The organism is Actinomadura craniellae, assembly GCF_003289645.1.
Taxonomy (GTDB): Bacteria; Actinomycetota; Actinomycetes; order Streptosporangiales; family Streptosporangiaceae; genus Actinomadura_D; species Actinomadura_D craniellae.
This window is the reverse complement of the sequence record NZ_QLYX01000012.1, coordinates 224,540-238,605: the sequence shown is the minus strand read 5'-3', so window position 1 is coordinate 238,605 and position 14,066 is coordinate 224,540. Positions and strand designations below refer to the sequence as shown.

Below are 14,066 nucleotides of genomic sequence, written 5' to 3'. Positions count from 1 at the left end.
TGTCAAACGGATGCCATGAACCGCGTCAGGGCAGCAGGTGCTTGTCGTAGGCGGTGGCCACCGCCGCGGCTCGGTCCTTGACGTCCAGCTTCGCGTAGATGTGGGTGAGGTGGGTCTTGACCGTGGCCTCGCTGATGAAGAGTTCGGCGGCGATCTCCCGGTTGCTGGTGCCGCGGGCCACCAGCCGCAGGACCTCCAGTTCGCGGGTGCTCAGAGACTCGCCGCGGGGTTCGCGGACGCGGGAGACCAGGCGGGAGGCGATGGCCGGGGACAGGACGGTGCGGCCCGCGGCGGCGGCGCGGACGGCGTCGAAGAGGTTGTCGCGGGGGGCGTCCTTGAGGAGGTAGCCGGTGGCGCCGGCCTCGATCGCCGCGATCGTGTCGGTGTCGGTGTCGTAGGTGGTGAGGACGAGGACCTTGCAGGGCAGGCCGCGGCGGGCGAGTTCGGTGATGGCCGCCACACCGCCCCCGCCGGGCATTCGCAGGTCCATGAGGACGACGTCGGGGCGGAGTTCCGTGGCGAGGGCCACGGCCTGGTGGCCGTCGGCGGCCTCGGCCAGGACCTCGAAGCCGGTGGTCGCGGCGAACATGCCGCGCAGGCCGTCCCGGACGACGGGGTGGTCGTCGACGATCAGCAGGGTGATGTCAGCCATGGCGGATCAACGGTACGCGGGCGGAGACCGCCGTGCCCCCGCCCGGTTCCGACTCGATCTCCAGGGTGCCGGCGACGCGTTCGGCGCGTTCGCGCATGGCGGTCAGGCCGAAGCCGGAGGAGGGGCGGGTGAAGCCGCGGCCGTCGTCGCGGATATCGAGGGTCACCTCGTCGTCCATGTAGGAGAGGGTCACGCCGATGCGGTGCGCGTGCGCGTGGCGGGTGGCGTTGGCGAGGGCCTCCTGGGCGATGCGCAGGAGGGTGGCTTCGAGTTCGCCGTGCAGGGGTTCCACCGCCCCGGTGACGGTGAGGTGGGCCCGGCCGCCGGCGATCTTCTCCAGGGCCGCCGGGAGGGTGTCGTGTTCCAGGTGGGTGGGTGCGAGGTCCTGGACGGAGCGGCGGGCCTCGCGGAGGCTCTCGCGGGCGAGGGCGGTGGCGCGGCGGACGTGCTCGCTGTCGTCGGCGGCCTGGAGTTGGGTGATGATGCCGGTCAGGCCCTGGGCGAGGGTGTCGTGGATCTCGGCGGCCAGGCGGCGGCGCTCGGCGCTGACACCGGCCTCGCGGGCTTGGGCGAGGAGCCGGGCCTGGAGGCCGGCGTTCTCGGCGAGGGCCTGTTCCAGGCGGGCGTTGGTCCGTTCGAGTTCGGCGATGGTCTCCTCCTGGGCGCGGGCCTGCTTGGCCTCCCGTTCGGCGAGGCCGCCGATGATGAGGACGAGCACCGAGTTGAAGACCAGGAGGCAGCCGAAGGCGGCCACCTGGACGGGGCTGCTCGGCGAGAGGCCGCTCGACTGGGCGCCGGACATGATGACCACCGTGACGAACAGCCCGGCCAGGGCTTGGCGGCGGGTCAGGTAGCGCGGGGCGTCGAGGTACCCGAGCGCGGCGTAAACGCAGTAGAAGGGGTTCAGCCAGGAGAGGGCGAAGGCGAGGGCGGTGCGGGTCCAGAAGTAGGCCGGGCCGGGGACCTTCCCGGTGAGGTGGAGGACCTGGAGGGCCAGCGCGGTGAGGACGAGGAGCACGGCCACCCGTTGCTCCAGGGGCGACATGACGAGTTCCCAGATGAACAGCGCCAGGAGGGTCGCGAGGAACAGGAGGCCGAACGGTCCCCAGCGGTGGAACCGTTCCCACTGGTCCCGAGTCGTCTCCATCACCGTATTTTCCCCTATTCCCAGCGGAACCAGCGCACGGCGGCGGTGATCAGCGCGACGGCCCAGGCGGCGATGACGCCGAGGTTCGTCCAGTCGGGCCAGCCGCCCGCGGCGGCCTGGTTGAGGGCCTGGGCCGCGGCACCGAACGGGAGGTACTCGACGATGCGCTGCAGCACGTCGGGCATGGCCTGGACGGGAATCCAGACGCCCGCCAGGAACATCGCCGGGAAGATGATGACCGAGCCGGCCACGGTGGCGGCCCTGGTGGTGGGCGTGACCGCGGCGACCGCGGCGCCCAGCGCGAGCGCGCCGAGGGCACCGAGCAGGAGCGCCAGCAGGTAGCCGGACAGGTGCCCGGGCAGTGCCACGTCGTAGGCGAGCCGGCCGATGGCGATGACCAGTAGCGCCGAGCCCAGGGCGGCCGCGAAGTGCAGGACGATCTGCGCGGCCAGCAGCGTGACGGACCGTACGGGCGTGGTGGACATGCGGCGCAGGATGCCGTGCTCGCGGTAGCCGGACAGCACGGGCGGCAGCGCCAGGATCCCGGCCATGATCATGGCGAGCAGCACGTTGACCGGGACGTACACGTCGATGATCCGGTCCCCGCCGAGGCCGGAGTTCGGCTCCCGGAACGACGGGATCAAACCGAAGATCACCAGCAGGACGGTGGGGAAAACGACGATCCAGAACAGGTTGTACGGCTCGCGGACGAAGAGCCGGAACTCTGCTTTGAGGACGGCGGTGGCTGCGGACATGTCAGTTCTCCCGGTCTTCGGTGAGTTCGAGGAAGGCGTCGTCCAGCGTGGCGTCGGTGACCCGCAACTGGTGGGGGGTGATCTGGTGGCGGGCGAGCAGGGAGATGACCGCGCCGGCGGTCGTGTCGGTGCCGTGGATGGTGAGGCGGCCGTTCCGCCGTTCGAGGGTCCTGGCCTCGGGCAGGCCGGCCAGGTCGCCGTCGGCGAGGGGCCGGGACGGGGCGAACGAGATCACGGTGCCGCCGGCGCTGTGGCGGATCAGGCCGGCGGGGGTGTCGAGGGCGGCGACGCGGCCCCGCTTGATCACCGCGATCCGGTCGCAGAGCCGCTGGGCCTCCTCCATGAAGTGGGTGACGAGGAGGACGGTGACGCCGGAGTCCCGGACCTCCTCGATCAGCGTCCAGGTGTCGCGGCGGGCGCGCGGGTCGAGGCCGGTGGTCAGCTCGTCCAGGACGACGACCCTGGGGTTGCCGATGAGGGCGAGGGCGATGAACAGGCGTTGCTTCTGGCCGCCGGACAGCTTGCCGAAGCGGGCGGTGAGCCGGCCGGTGAGCCCGAGGCGTTCGGCGAGTTCGCGCCAGCCGACCGGGTTCGGGTAGCAGGCGCTGTAGAGCTCCAGGGCCTCCCGTACGGTCAGTTTCTCCTGGAGTTCGCTCTCCTGGAGCTGGACGCCGAGGATCCTGGTGAGCGCGTTGCGGTCGGCGCGCGGGTCGAGCCCGGCGACGCGGACGGCACCGGCGTCGGGCTCGCGCAGGCCCTCGATGCATTCGACCGTCGTGGTCTTGCCGGCGCCGTTCGGGCCGAGGATCCCGAAGATCTCCCCTTCCTCGACGGTGAACGCGACGCCGTCCACCACGGGACGGCCGCCGTAGGCCTTGCGCAGGCCGCTGACTTCGATGATTGGCATGCTTCGAGGATCGCCCCGGGCGGTGCCCGCCCGCATCGCCCGAAGCGCTCGTCCCGCCATCAGCCGATCGGTTGACGCCGCCCTACGACCGGCCGGATGCCCTCAGTCGGCGTGGAGGGCGGCGCGGAGTTCGGTTCGCGGGTCGATGGGGCCGGACCCGGGGGTGCGGAGGCGGACGGACAGGAGGCGGCCGTTCCAGGAGGACGGGATGCGGTAGCGGTCGGAGACGGGGAGGCCCGTGTCGTGGCCCAGGCGCAGGCCCGCGCCGCCGTGCTGGAGGGCCACGGGGAGGAGGCCGGCGAAGGTCAGGGCGCCCACCACGGTGTCGTCGTGGAGCAGGTGGAAGGCGGAGCCGCCGGGTCCGGTGGTGTGCAGGACGCCGAGGCTCTGCCGCCCGGCGGGGACGGGGCGGTCGGCGGTGACTTCGAGGGGTTCGCCCGCGCGGGAGAAGGTGAAGGTGAGGCGGCCTTCGGCGACGAAGAGGGCGAAGCCGCCGTTCCAGTCGCCGAGGGCGAGCAGGACGCCGTCCGGGTCGGCGGTCGCCTCCACCTCGGCGCTGAGGCGGAAGCCGCCGAAGAGCATCGGCAGGGACTCGTCGCAGACCGGCGAGGCGCCGGGACGGTAGGTGCGGTCGTCGCCCGCGGGCCAGGCCGGGCCGATGAAGGCGCCGAACCGCTCCACGAGGTTGTCGAACAGCGGCAGGACGTGGTTGCGTTCGGCCTCGCGGTCCCACAGCCGCCGGAGTTCGGCGACGACGCCCGGGTGGTCGGCGGCCCGGTCGGTGGCCTCGGAGAAGTCCGCGGACAGGTCGAACAGCGCCCAGTGGTCGTCCTCGAAGGAGCGGCTGCCGGTGAGCAGGTCTTCCTCGTCGAGAACGCCCGTGGAGACGTGGTCGGTGGTCACCTTCCAGCGCCCGTGGATGAGGGAGCGGGAGCCGAGCATCTCGAAGTACTGGGTGTCGCGGGGCGCGGGCGCCGCCGGGTCGTCGAAGGTGGCGCGGAGGCTCGCCCCGTCGATCTCCTGCTGGTCGATCCCGTCGACGACGTCCGGGGCCCGGACGCCGGCGGCGTCCAGCAGCGTCGGGAACAGGTCGTTGACGTGCACGACCGGGTCGCGGACCTGGCCGCGCGCCCGGATCCCGGCGGGCCAGTGCACGATGAGGGGTGTGCGGGTGCCGCCGAGCCAGGTGTAGCGCTTCCACAGCCGGAACGGGGTGTTGCCCGCCCACGCCCAGCCCCACCCGTAGTGGTTGTAGGTGCGCGGCCCGCCCCAGTCGTCGTGGTGGGCGAGGTTGTCGGCGAGGGACTCGCGGATCCCGGCGGTGAAGCGGTGCTCGTTGACGCTGCCGGCGACGCCGCCCTCGGCGCTGGCCCCGTTGTCGGAGAACAGCACGACGATCGTGTTGTCCAGCCGGCCCGTCTCCGCCAGGTGGTCGATCAGGCGGCCGATCTGCGCGTCGGTGTGGGTGAGGAACCCGGCGAACACCTCCTGCTGGCGGGCGTACATGCGGCGTTCGTCGGCGCCGAGCCCGTCCCACGCGGGCACCCAGTCCGGGCGGGGGGTGAGGGTGGTGCCGGGCGGGACGACGCCCGCCGCGCGCTGCCGCCGGAAGGTCTCCTCCCGCCAGGCCTCCCAGCCGTGGTCGAACCGCCCGTGGTAGGGCTCGACCCATTCGGGTGTCACGTGGTGCGGGGAGTGCATGGCGCCGGGGGCGAAGTACAGGAAGAACGGCTTGCCCGGGGCGGCGTGCCGCTGGTCGTCGAGGTAGCGGATGGCGCGGTCGGTGAGGTCCTCGGTGAGGTGGTAGCCCTGCTCCGGGGTGGCGGGCGGGTCGACGTAGTGGTTGTCCTGCACCAGGTTGGGCGCGTAGTGGTTGGTGTCGCCCTGGAGGAAGCCGTAGTAGCGCTCGAAGCCGACGCCCAGCGGCCAGTGGTCGAACGGGCCGGCCGCCGAACGCTCGAAGCGCGGCGTGAGGTGCCACTTGCCCACGGCGAGCGTGGAGTAGCCGCCGTCGCGCAGGATCCGCGGCAGGGTGGCGGCCGAGCGGGGGATCCGCGCGGTGTAGCCGTGGTGGTTCAGCGGGATGTCGGCGAGGAAGCCCATGCCGATGGCGTGGTGGTTGCGTCCGGTGAGGAACGACGCCCGGGTCGGCGAGCACAGGGCCGTGACGTGGAACCGGTTGTAGCGCAGGCCGCCGGCGGCCAGCCGGTCCATGTAGGGGGTGGCGACGTCGGAGCCGAAGCAGCCGAGCTGGGCGAAGCCGGTGTCGTCCAGGACGATGGCGACGATGTTCGGGGCGCCGTCCGGCGGCCGGCCGGCCCTGCGGAAGATCGGTTCGCTGGTCATGTGAGCGAGTCTGCCTTCGCCTGGTCCGGACCGTCGAGTACGAATATGTCGGATCGTTTCCGGGGATGATCGCAGCCCAGATTTTAGGCAAGGCTTGCCTTATATTCGTGGGGTGAATCCTTCCGAGATCCGCACGGTGACGACCGAAGCCGAACTCCGCGAGATCGTGAAAGAGCCACCCCAGACCATCTGGGACAAGGACATCGCCCGGATCGACGAGCACGCGCGCACGATCATCGCCCACTCCCCCTTCCTGACGCTGGCCACCTCGAACCCGGACGGAACCTGCGACGTCTCCCCCCGGGGAGACCCGCCCGGATCGGTCCTGGTCCTGGACGACCACCGGCTGGTCCTCGCCGACCGGCCGGGCAACCGCCGGGTCGACAGCTTCCGCAACGTCCTGCACAACCCGCACGTCGGGCTGCTGTTCATGGTCCCGGGAATGAACGAGACGCTCCGGGTGAACGGCCGCGCCACGCTCGTGGCGGACGCCCCGTTCTTCGACGACATGGTGGTCAAGGGCAAGCGACCGCAACTGGCCCTCCTCATCGAGGTGCAGGAGCTGTACATGCACTGCGCCAAGGCGTTCCTGCGCTCCTCGCTGTGGAAGCCCGAGACCTGGCCGGACCGCAAGGACCTCCCCACGTTCGGCCGGATCGCCAAGGACCAGATGGGCATCAAGGGAGTCCCCGCCAAGGTGATCGACGCCGGGCTCGCCATCGAGGCCAGAACCAACCAGTACTGAAGCGGCCCTCAGCGGAGTCCGGACCGGGAGTGGGCGGCGCGGTGGGCGGCCATGCGGACGGGTGCGTTGGCGGTGCCGTAGCCGGTGTAGCCGGCGGAGCGCTGGACGATCTCGAAGAAGATCCGTGACCCGAGGATCTCGGTGCAGAGGTGGAAGTACTCGGCGTCGCCGTCCCGGTCGTAGAGGACGTTGTGCTCGCGCAGGGCGGCGAGCAGGGCGGGGTCGAGGGCGAGGCGGGCGTCCAGGTCGTCGTAGTAGTTGGCGGGGACGTCCAGGAGCGGGGCGCCCCGGTCGCGCAGGGCCCGTGCGGTGCGGAAGATGTCGTCGGTGGCGAAGGCCACGTGCTGGGGGTCGGGGACGGCCGGCGCCCAGGCGCCGCGGCGCAGCAGGGTGCCGTCGAGCAGCAGGCGCAGCAGGCGCCCGGGGTCGGTGACGGCCCGGCTGCGCACCAGCCCGAAGGGGGCGGCGAGTTCGGCGTCGTGCTCGGGTTCGAGGCCGAACAGGGAGCGGTAGAAGAGGGTCGCCTCGTCGAACGCGTCGAAGGGCTGCGACAGGGCGAGGTGGTCGATCGCGGTGATGCCCGTCCGGGCCGGTCCGGGCGTGCCGGAGAGGATGAAGTCGCCGAGCCAGCCGTCCGGGGCGCCGGTGCGGCAGAAGAAGACGGCGGTGCCGTCGGGGGCGGCCACCGACGTCAGGTCGGCCTCGGCCGTGCCGCGGGTCCGTGGCAGGGCGGGTGCCAGCAGCGCGGTGGCGCGCCGCGCCGCGCGTTCGGGGTCGCCGGTCTCGACGGCGAACGCGCCGATGGCGGCTCCGGCCGTGCCGGTGGCGTTGAGCAGGACACGGGCCTCGCCCTGCTGCCAGAGCTGTACGGGTTTGGACCGGTGCTGTCCGATGTGCGCGAACCCCGTGGCGGCCAGGGCGCGGGCCGCCGCGGTGCCGGACTCGGCGTCGGCCGCCAGTTCCACGAAGGCGAAGCCCTCCGGTGCGGGCGCCGCGGGGGGCGGCGTGGCGTACCCGCGGGCGGGGCCGTGGCGGACGAGCCGCTCCTCCAGCGCGACCAGGGAACGCATCGCGTCGACGGCGGCCCGGTCGGGCGGCGCCTGGCGGAAGACGTCGTTGAAGACCTCCAGCGACAGCGGGCCGGGGTAGCCGGCCGCGAGCACCTGCGAGGTGAAGCCGGTGAGGTCGAAGGCGCCCTGCCCCGGGAAGAGCCGGTGGTGGCGGCTCCACTGGAGCACGTCCATGCGCAGGTGGGGGGCGTCGGCGAGCTGGAGGAAGAAGAGCTTCTCGGCGGGGAACCCCGCCAGGCCCGCGAGGTCGCCGCCGCGGGACAGCACGTGGAAGCTGTCGAGGCACAGGCCCAGCGCGGGATGATCGGCCCGCAGGACGAGGTCCGCCGAACGCTCCCAGGTCCGGACGAACCGCCCCCAGGCCAGGGCCTCGTAGGCGACGCGCAGCCCGTGTTCGGCGGCGAGGTCGGCGAGGGCGCGCAGTTGCCCGGCGGCCAGGTCGTCGTCGTCGACGGCCTCGGGCGCGACGGTCGAGCACACCAGGACGGTGCCGGCGCCGAGCCGCCGGGCCAGCGCGAACTTGTGCCCGGCCCGGCGCAGGTTGCGCCGGTGCAGCTCCGCCGGGACGGCCTCGAAGTCGCGGAACGGCTGGTAGAGCTCGATGGCCAGGCCGAGGTCGGCGCAGCGCGCGGCGACCTGTTCGGGGCTGAGCGGGCAGGCGAGCAGATCGTTCTCGAAGATCTCGACGCCGTCGAACCCGGCGGCCGCGGCCGCGCTCAGCTTGTCTTCCAGCGTGCCCGACAGGCACACCGTCGCGATCGACCGTCGCATGGGTTCCTCCCTCCGTTCCCGGGGCGGCCGGCTCATCGCCCGGCGTGGCCCGCCAGCCAGCGCAGCGCGAGCGCGTACCCGTCGATGCCGCAGCCCGCGATCACCGCGGCGGCGACCGGCGAGATGTAGGAGTGCTGCCGGAAGGGCTCGCGGGCGTGCACGTTGGTCAGGTGCACCTCGACGAGCGGCGCCGTCAGCATCGCGCAGGCGTCGCGCAGCGCGACGGACGTGTGCGTCCACGCCGCGGGGTTGAGCACCACGGCGGCACCGTCGTCGGCGGCCGCGTGGATCCAGCCGAGCATCTCGTGCTCGGCGTCGGTCTGCCGGACCGCCACGTCCACGCCCAGCTCGCCGGCCGCCGCATGGCAGGTCGCGACGAGCTGGGCGTAGGTGGCGGTTCCGTACTTGTCCGGCTCCCTTACCCCGAGCCTGCCGAGGTTGGGGCCGTTGAGCACGCGAACCTGCACAGATCGGTCCTTTCGGGGGTCAGGGCGCGGAGGAGCGGGCGGCCTTGTACAGCTCGGCCTGCGCACCGGTGAGGGAGCCGCCGAAGTACGCTCCGGCCTTCGTGATGAACGCGGTGCGGTCGACGTTCTCGACGATCGTGGGCTTGCCCTTGCTCTTCCACTCGGCGAGGATCTTCGCCTCGTCGTCCTCGATGCACTTGCGGTTGCCGGCGCGGGCGTCCGAGACGGCCTTCTGCAGCGCCTGCTGCTGCGTGGCCGAGAGCTTCTTCCAGCTCTCGGCGTTGATGACGATGAGCTGGGAACCGGTCTGGTGGCCGGTGAGGTTGACGTGGGTCTGGACCTCGTCGAGGCTCTTCTCCGCGATCGTCGGGATCGGGTTCTCCTGCCCGTCGATGATCTTGCGTTGCAGGCTGAGGTACAGCTCCTCGAACGCGACCGCGGTGGGCTTGGCCCCGATGGCCTTGGCGTTCTCCAGGTAGATCTTGGAGTCGGGGAACCGGAGCCGCAGGCCCTTGAGGTCGTCGGGCTTGCGGATCGCGGAGTTGGCGGTGAAGTGCCGCATCCCGAAGTACCAGACGTCCAGGACGCGGGTGCCGGTCGCCGTGCCGAACTCCCCCTTCAGGCGGGTGCCGTGCTGGCCGTCGAAGAAGGAGAACAGGTGGTCCGGCCCGTCGAACGCGTAGGCCATGTCCAGGACGCCGACGGGCGCGAAGCTCTCGGCCAGCGCGGACGAGCCCTGCACGTCCATGTCGATGTCGCCGGCCTTGACGGAGGTGAAGCGGGTGGCGTCGTTGCCGAGCTGGCTGTTGGGGAACGTCTTGACCTCCACCCCGAGCTTCTGGCCGTTGACCGCGTTGGCGACGGCCTGGATGCCGCAGCGGGTGTGCGGGTGGGCGGTGGTGTAGCTGTTGGCGAAGGACAGCGTGACGGTGCCTCCGTCACTTCCGCTGTTCATCGCGCTGCAGCCGGTGGCCAGGACGGCCGTCGCGGACAGGGCCAGCAGCGCCTTGTGGGGGGTTTTCGGCATGGACCTTGCTCCTCACGGGGGTTGGGAGGTGGGTGGTTACGGCTCGGGGCCGCTACAGGCCGAGCAGCCGGGGCAGGAAGGTGACGGTCGCGGGGACGAAGGTCACGATGAGCAGGACGATCACGAGCGGGACCAGGAACGGGAGGGTGCCGCGAAAAACCTCGTGGACCGGCGTCCGCGTGACGGGGCTCAGCACGTAGAGCACCGCGCCGACCGGCGGCGTGAGCAGGCCGATCATCAGGTTCATGATGATGATCACGCCGAAGTGCATGGGGTCGACGCCGAACTCGGCGGCGATCGGCAGCAGGATCGGCACCGTGATCACCAGCACCGAGATGCCCTCCAGGACGGCGCCCAGCAGGATCATCAGGACGTTGACCAGCAGCAGGAAGACGACGGCGTTGTCGGTGAGGCCGAGCATCGTCTCGGAGACCTGCTGGGGGACCTGCTCGCGGGCGAGGATCCAGGCGAGCAGCCCGGACGCGCCGACGATCAGGGTGATCGACGCGGTGGTGGCGGCGGTCTCCCGGGCGATGCCGAACAGGTCCCGCCAGGAGATGCGCCGGTAGACGGCACCGAGGGCGAGCACGTAGGCGGCGCCCACCGCCGCGGCCTCGGTGGGGGTGAACAGCCCGCCGAGGATGCCACCGAGGATGATCACCGGCGCGCCCAGCGGGCCCAGGACGCGCAGCCCGGCGCGGCGCAGCCGCGCCCAGGAGAAGGGCTCGCCGCGCAGGCCGCTCTGCCGGCGCGCCCACAGGTAGACCATGACGGCCAGTCCCGCCGCCATGAGGAACGCGGGGCCGACCGAGGCGGCGAACAGCGCTCCGGTCGAGATGCCGGCGATGCCCGCGTAGACGACCGCGGGGATGCTCGGCGGCATGACGGGTCCGAGCAGGCTGGAGGCGGCGGTGATGCCGACGGCGAACCGCTTCGGGTAGCCGTTGCGGATCATCGCGGGGACCTCGACCTTGCCGAGACCGGCGGCGTCGGCCAGCGCCGAACCGCTCATCCAGGAGAAGCCCAGGCTCACCCCGATGTTGACGTAGCCGAGGCTGCCCTTGACCCGGCCGAGCGCGGCGAGCGCGAACTCGAACAGCCGGTCGGCGATGCCGGCGCGGTTGGCGACGACGCCGACGAGGATGAACAGCGGGACGGCCAGCAGCGGGAAGCTGTTGATCGCCTCGGTGACCTGCCGGACACTCAGGCCCGCCGAGTAGCCCTCCAGGGAGACGTAGGTGAGGCAGGGGCCGAGCAGCGCGAACGCCACGGGGACGCGCAGCAGCAGGAGCGCGGCGATGGACGCGGCGAGCAGCACCATGCTCATGTCGGCCGCTCCTCTCGGTTTTCGGGACCGGCCTGGTCGTCCTCGTCCAGCTCGTTCATTTCGTCTGTCTCGTCTGTTTCGTCTGTTTCGGGTTCCGGCCGGAAGACGGCGACGGTCGAGCGGACGGCGGTGAGGACCAGCCCGGCGAGCGGGATCACGTAGAAGGAGTTCATCGGGATGCCGAGCGCGGGCGAGGTCTGCTCGCCGCCGGCCGTGACCAGGACCCACGCCTCGTAGGCGAGGTTGAGGCAGACGATCGCGACGGTGGCGTTGGCGGCGGCGCCGACGACGCGCAGCAGCCGGGGCCCGGCCACGATGTCGACCAGCTTCAGGGAGATGTGGCCGTCGCGTGCCGCGAGGTAGCCCGACATGGCGAAGGTGAGCCAGACGAAGGAGAACCGCGCGAGTTCCCCGGTCCACACCCAGCCGCCACCGGGCAGGTAGCGCTGCACGGCCTGGAGCAGCATCAGGGCGCCGAGCAGCGCCAGCAGAAGGCCGCCCACGGTGGCCTCGGCCAGGGACAGCCCCCGCAGGACGCGGCCGGGCCGGCGCCCCGGGGGCGGGGCGGTGCCATGGGTCATCGGTGGTCCTCCTCCCAGGTGGACAGGTCGATCCAGGACTTGCCGGGAGCCGTCCGGGCCTCGGCGAAGGCCCGCTCGGCCTCCTCCGGGGGCACTCCGGGACGCAGCAGGCCGGCGAGCCGGGGAGCCGCGCCGACGACCGCGGCGACGGTCGCGGCGAAGTCGTCCGGATGGTCGTAGATGAGGGAGCCGCGCACCTGGAGCTGCCGCCGGGCCAGCTCCATCGTCGACAGCCCGACCGGTTCGTGGCCCATCCCGATCACCATGACGGTCCCCCCGGTGGCGACCGCGCGGGTCGAGGTCTCCCAGGCGGCGGGGGTTCCGGCGGTGTCGAAGACGAACGGGAAGTCGCGCTTGCCGTCGGGCTCGGCGGCCCGGGCCCCGAGCCGTTCGGCGGTCGTGACCCGGTCGGCGCGCGGGTCGGTGACGGACACCCGGGCCCCGGCCGCCAGCAGCGACAGGCAGGTGAGCAGCCCCTGCGATCCGGCGCCGACGACCAGGCAGTCGGTGCCGGGGCGCACGCCGGCCCGCTGGACCGCCGACCGGGCGACCGCGAACGGCTCGACGCACGCCAGGACCTCGGCGCCGGCCGGGGCCGGCAGCGGCCAGGCGAACCGTGCGGGGACGGCGACCCGTTCGGCGAGCAGCCCCGGCACGGTGATGCCGGGGCTGAGCCTGTTCTCGCAGCCGGAGGTCATGCCGCGGGTGCACGGCGGGCAGGAGAAGCAGCAGTAGTTGGGCTCGATCGCCACGTGCTGCCCGATCCGGCGGTCGCGCACGGCTGAGCCGGTAGCGACGATCCGCCCGCCGCCCTCGTGGCCCATCACCCAGGGCAGGGCGGGCGTGGGGCGGGTGCCGTCGTAGACGCCGAGGTCCGATCCGCACAGGCCGACCGCGCGCATCGCGACGACCACGTCATGTGGCCCGGGTTCCGGCTCCGCCCAGGAGTCGATGACCTCGGCGCGCCGGGGTCCCGTCAGGACGATTGCCCGCATGTGGTTCGTTCCTCGCTCATGAGTGACGGGGGTCACTGTGACCCCCGCCACATGTCCGGAATGTTCCGTTGACACTAGATCTGCCGTTCAGCGCATGGCAAGCGGTTGCCAAAACTTTCCATCATGGGAAACTGTCCTGTGCGCTGACGGGTCGAGCGGAGGTCACATGGCAACGGGAAGAGCGGGCAGCGGGCGGCCCACGATCTACCACGTGGCCAAGGAGGCGGGAGTGTCGCCCTCCACGGTGTCGCGCGCGATGTCCAACCCCGGACGCGTCAACGCCGCCACCGTCGCCCGGGTGATCGAGGCCGCGACCCGGCTCGGCTACCGCACCAACCCCCTGGCCCGGGCGCTGCCCTCCGGCCGGACCGACACCCTGGCGCTGTTCGTCTCCGACATCACCAACCCCCACTTCTTCGGGGTCATCCGCGGGGCCGAGCACCAGGCGCGCGCCGCGGGCTGCACGCTCATCGTCGGCGACACCGAGGAGTCACCCGAGGTCGAGGCGCGCAACATCGAACGGCTCGGGCCGTCCGTCGACGGGTTCGTCATCGCGGCCAGCCGCATGTCCGACGAGGAGATCACGAAACTCTCGGCCGGGCACCGCCTCGTCCTCGTCAGCCGGCAGGTCGCCGAAGTGCCCAGCGTCATCGTCGACCACGCCGAGGGCACCCGCCAGATCGTCGAGCACCTCGCCTCGCTGGGGCACCGCTCGATCGTCTTCCTCGCCGGGCCGCCCCGCTCCTGGCTGGGCGCGCGCCGCTGGGAGTCCCTGACCGCCGCCGCCGGCCGGCACGGCGTCTCCGCCCAGCGGATCGGCCCCTTCCCGCCCACCCTGGCCGGTGGCGGCGCCGCCGCCGACGCCGCACTCGGCACCGGCGCCACCGCCGCCGTCGCGCACAACGACCTGCTCGCCATCGGCGTCCTGCGGCGCTGCGCCGAGCGGGGCGTGGCCGTGCCGGAGGACCTCAGCGTCGTCGGCTACGACGACATCTTCGGCGCGGACTTCTGCTCCCCGCCGCTGACCACCCTCGCCGGCCAGTTCCAGGAGTCCGGCCGCACCGCCGTCGACATGCTCCTGGCCATGCGCGACCGCCACGGCGCCCGCCCCGCCCGCAACCAGGTCGTCCTGCCCTCCCACCTGGCCATCCGCCGGTCCACCGGCCCCGCCCCGCGCTGACGTACGTCGCCGGATATGGCCTTTTGCCCTTTTCGTTGCGCTGAACTGGGCCGGGCCGGGGGAGGTGACCGGCAGCGCCGCCGGCACGCGTCCCGA

General features: G+C 72.3%; 13 protein-coding genes. 2 read left to right on the top strand and 11 right to left on the bottom strand.

Annotation, left to right across the window (positions count from 1 at the left end; genetic code table 11):
* Nucleotides 1-25 precede the first annotated feature (25 nt).
* From DPM19_RS24460 to DPM19_RS36815, 5 genes are all read right to left on the bottom strand, one after another.
* Complete coding sequence (locus DPM19_RS24460; protein WP_111870350.1) at nucleotides 26-652, bottom strand: response regulator; 627 nt, start codon at nucleotides 650-652, stop codon at nucleotides 26-28.
* Entirely contained in the window at nucleotides 645-1,799 is a 1,155-nt protein-coding gene (locus tag DPM19_RS24455; protein ID WP_111870349.1) for a sensor histidine kinase, read from the bottom strand. The genes DPM19_RS24460 and DPM19_RS24455 overlap by 8 nt, the downstream gene beginning before the upstream one ends.
* 14 nt (nucleotides 1,800-1,813) lie before the next feature.
* On the bottom strand, nucleotides 1,814-2,554 hold the full coding sequence (locus tag DPM19_RS24450; protein ID WP_111870348.1) for an ABC transporter permease: 741 nt from the start codon (nucleotides 2,552-2,554) through the stop codon (nucleotides 1,814-1,816).
* A 1-nt stretch (nucleotide 2,555) separates the two neighbouring features.
* Nucleotides 2,556-3,461 carry an ABC transporter ATP-binding protein gene (locus tag DPM19_RS24445; protein WP_111870347.1) on the bottom strand — a complete coding sequence of 302 codons (906 nt, stop codon included), beginning with the start codon at nucleotides 3,459-3,461 and terminating at the stop codon, nucleotides 2,556-2,558.
* Nucleotides 3,462-3,563: 102 nt separating this feature from the next.
* Complete coding sequence (locus DPM19_RS36815) at nucleotides 3,564-5,807, bottom strand: arylsulfatase (RefSeq protein ID WP_111870346.1); 2,244 nt, start codon at nucleotides 5,805-5,807, stop codon at nucleotides 3,564-3,566.
* A 112-nt stretch (nucleotides 5,808-5,919) separates the two neighbouring features.
* On the opposite strand from DPM19_RS36815, the gene DPM19_RS24435 reads away from it, so the two are divergent.
* Nucleotides 5,920-6,552 (top strand): pyridoxamine 5'-phosphate oxidase family protein, encoded by a 633-nt coding sequence (locus tag DPM19_RS24435; protein ID WP_111870345.1) that lies wholly within the window; start codon nucleotides 5,920-5,922, stop codon nucleotides 6,550-6,552.
* Nucleotides 6,553-6,560: 8 nt separating this feature from the next.
* Here DPM19_RS24435 and DPM19_RS24430 read toward each other — a convergent pair whose 3' ends face one another.
* From DPM19_RS24430 to DPM19_RS24405, 6 genes are read right to left on the bottom strand one after another with little or no spacing between them, the layout of a single operon-like run.
* Nucleotides 6,561-8,393: a sugar phosphate isomerase/epimerase and 4-hydroxyphenylpyruvate domain-containing protein gene (locus DPM19_RS24430; RefSeq protein ID WP_111870344.1), complete on the bottom strand. Its 1,833-nt coding sequence runs from the start codon at nucleotides 8,391-8,393 to the stop codon at nucleotides 6,561-6,563.
* Between the two features lie 32 nt (nucleotides 8,394-8,425).
* Nucleotides 8,426-8,860 (bottom strand): type II 3-dehydroquinate dehydratase, encoded by a 435-nt coding sequence (gene aroQ, locus DPM19_RS24425; RefSeq protein ID WP_111870343.1) that lies wholly within the window; start codon nucleotides 8,858-8,860, stop codon nucleotides 8,426-8,428.
* A gap of 19 nt (nucleotides 8,861-8,879) precedes the next feature.
* On the bottom strand, nucleotides 8,880-9,887 hold the full coding sequence (locus DPM19_RS24420) for a DctP family TRAP transporter solute-binding subunit (protein ID WP_111870342.1): 1,008 nt from the start codon (nucleotides 9,885-9,887) through the stop codon (nucleotides 8,880-8,882).
* A 52-nt stretch (nucleotides 9,888-9,939) separates the two neighbouring features.
* Nucleotides 9,940-11,214 (bottom strand): TRAP transporter large permease, encoded by a 1,275-nt coding sequence (locus DPM19_RS24415; RefSeq protein ID WP_111870341.1) that lies wholly within the window; start codon nucleotides 11,212-11,214, stop codon nucleotides 9,940-9,942.
* Nucleotides 11,211-11,795, bottom strand: a complete 585-nt coding sequence (locus DPM19_RS24410; protein ID WP_111870340.1) for a TRAP transporter small permease — start codon at nucleotides 11,793-11,795, stop codon at nucleotides 11,211-11,213. The genes DPM19_RS24415 and DPM19_RS24410 overlap by 4 nt, the downstream gene beginning before the upstream one ends.
* On the bottom strand, nucleotides 11,792-12,790 hold the full coding sequence (locus tag DPM19_RS24405; RefSeq protein ID WP_111870339.1) for a zinc-dependent alcohol dehydrogenase: 999 nt from the start codon (nucleotides 12,788-12,790) through the stop codon (nucleotides 11,792-11,794). The genes DPM19_RS24410 and DPM19_RS24405 overlap by 4 nt, the downstream gene beginning before the upstream one ends.
* Nucleotides 12,791-12,956: 166 nt before the next feature.
* Between DPM19_RS24405 and DPM19_RS24400 the strand changes: the two genes are divergently transcribed.
* Nucleotides 12,957-13,970, top strand: a complete 1,014-nt coding sequence (locus DPM19_RS24400; protein WP_111870338.1) for a LacI family DNA-binding transcriptional regulator — start codon at nucleotides 12,957-12,959, stop codon at nucleotides 13,968-13,970.
* The last annotated feature ends 96 nt before the right edge of the window (nucleotides 13,971-14,066 follow it).

Bases quoted from the DNA above. Each gene is read 5' to 3' on its own strand.
- DPM19_RS24405 (WP_111870339.1), bottom strand. From the start codon at position 12,790: ATGCGGGCAATCGTCCTGACGGGACCCCGGCGCGCCGAGGTCATCGAC.
- DPM19_RS24415 (WP_111870341.1), bottom strand. From the start codon at position 11,214: ATGAGCATGGTGCTGCTCGCCGCGTCCATCGCCGCGCTCCTGCTGCTG.
- DPM19_RS36815 (WP_111870346.1), bottom strand. From the start codon at position 5,807: ATGACCAGCGAACCGATCTTCCGCAGGGCCGGCCGGCCGCCGGACGGC.
- DPM19_RS24420 (WP_111870342.1), bottom strand. From the start codon at position 9,887: ATGCCGAAAACCCCCCACAAGGCGCTGCTGGCCCTGTCCGCGACGGCC.
- DPM19_RS24450 (WP_111870348.1), bottom strand. From the start codon at position 2,554: ATGTCCGCAGCCACCGCCGTCCTCAAAGCAGAGTTCCGGCTCTTCGTC.
- DPM19_RS24400 (WP_111870338.1), top strand. From the start codon at position 12,957: ATGGCAACGGGAAGAGCGGGCAGCGGGCGGCCCACGATCTACCACGTG.
- DPM19_RS24410 (WP_111870340.1), bottom strand. From the start codon at position 11,795: ATGACCCATGGCACCGCCCCGCCCCCGGGGCGCCGGCCCGGCCGCGTC.
- DPM19_RS24455 (WP_111870349.1), bottom strand. From the start codon at position 1,799: ATGGAGACGACTCGGGACCAGTGGGAACGGTTCCACCGCTGGGGACCG.
- DPM19_RS24460 (WP_111870350.1), bottom strand. From the start codon at position 652: ATGGCTGACATCACCCTGCTGATCGTCGACGACCACCCCGTCGTCCGG.
- DPM19_RS24445 (WP_111870347.1), bottom strand. From the start codon at position 3,461: ATGCCAATCATCGAAGTCAGCGGCCTGCGCAAGGCCTACGGCGGCCGT.
- DPM19_RS24430 (WP_111870344.1), bottom strand. From the start codon at position 8,393: ATGCGACGGTCGATCGCGACGGTGTGCCTGTCGGGCACGCTGGAAGAC.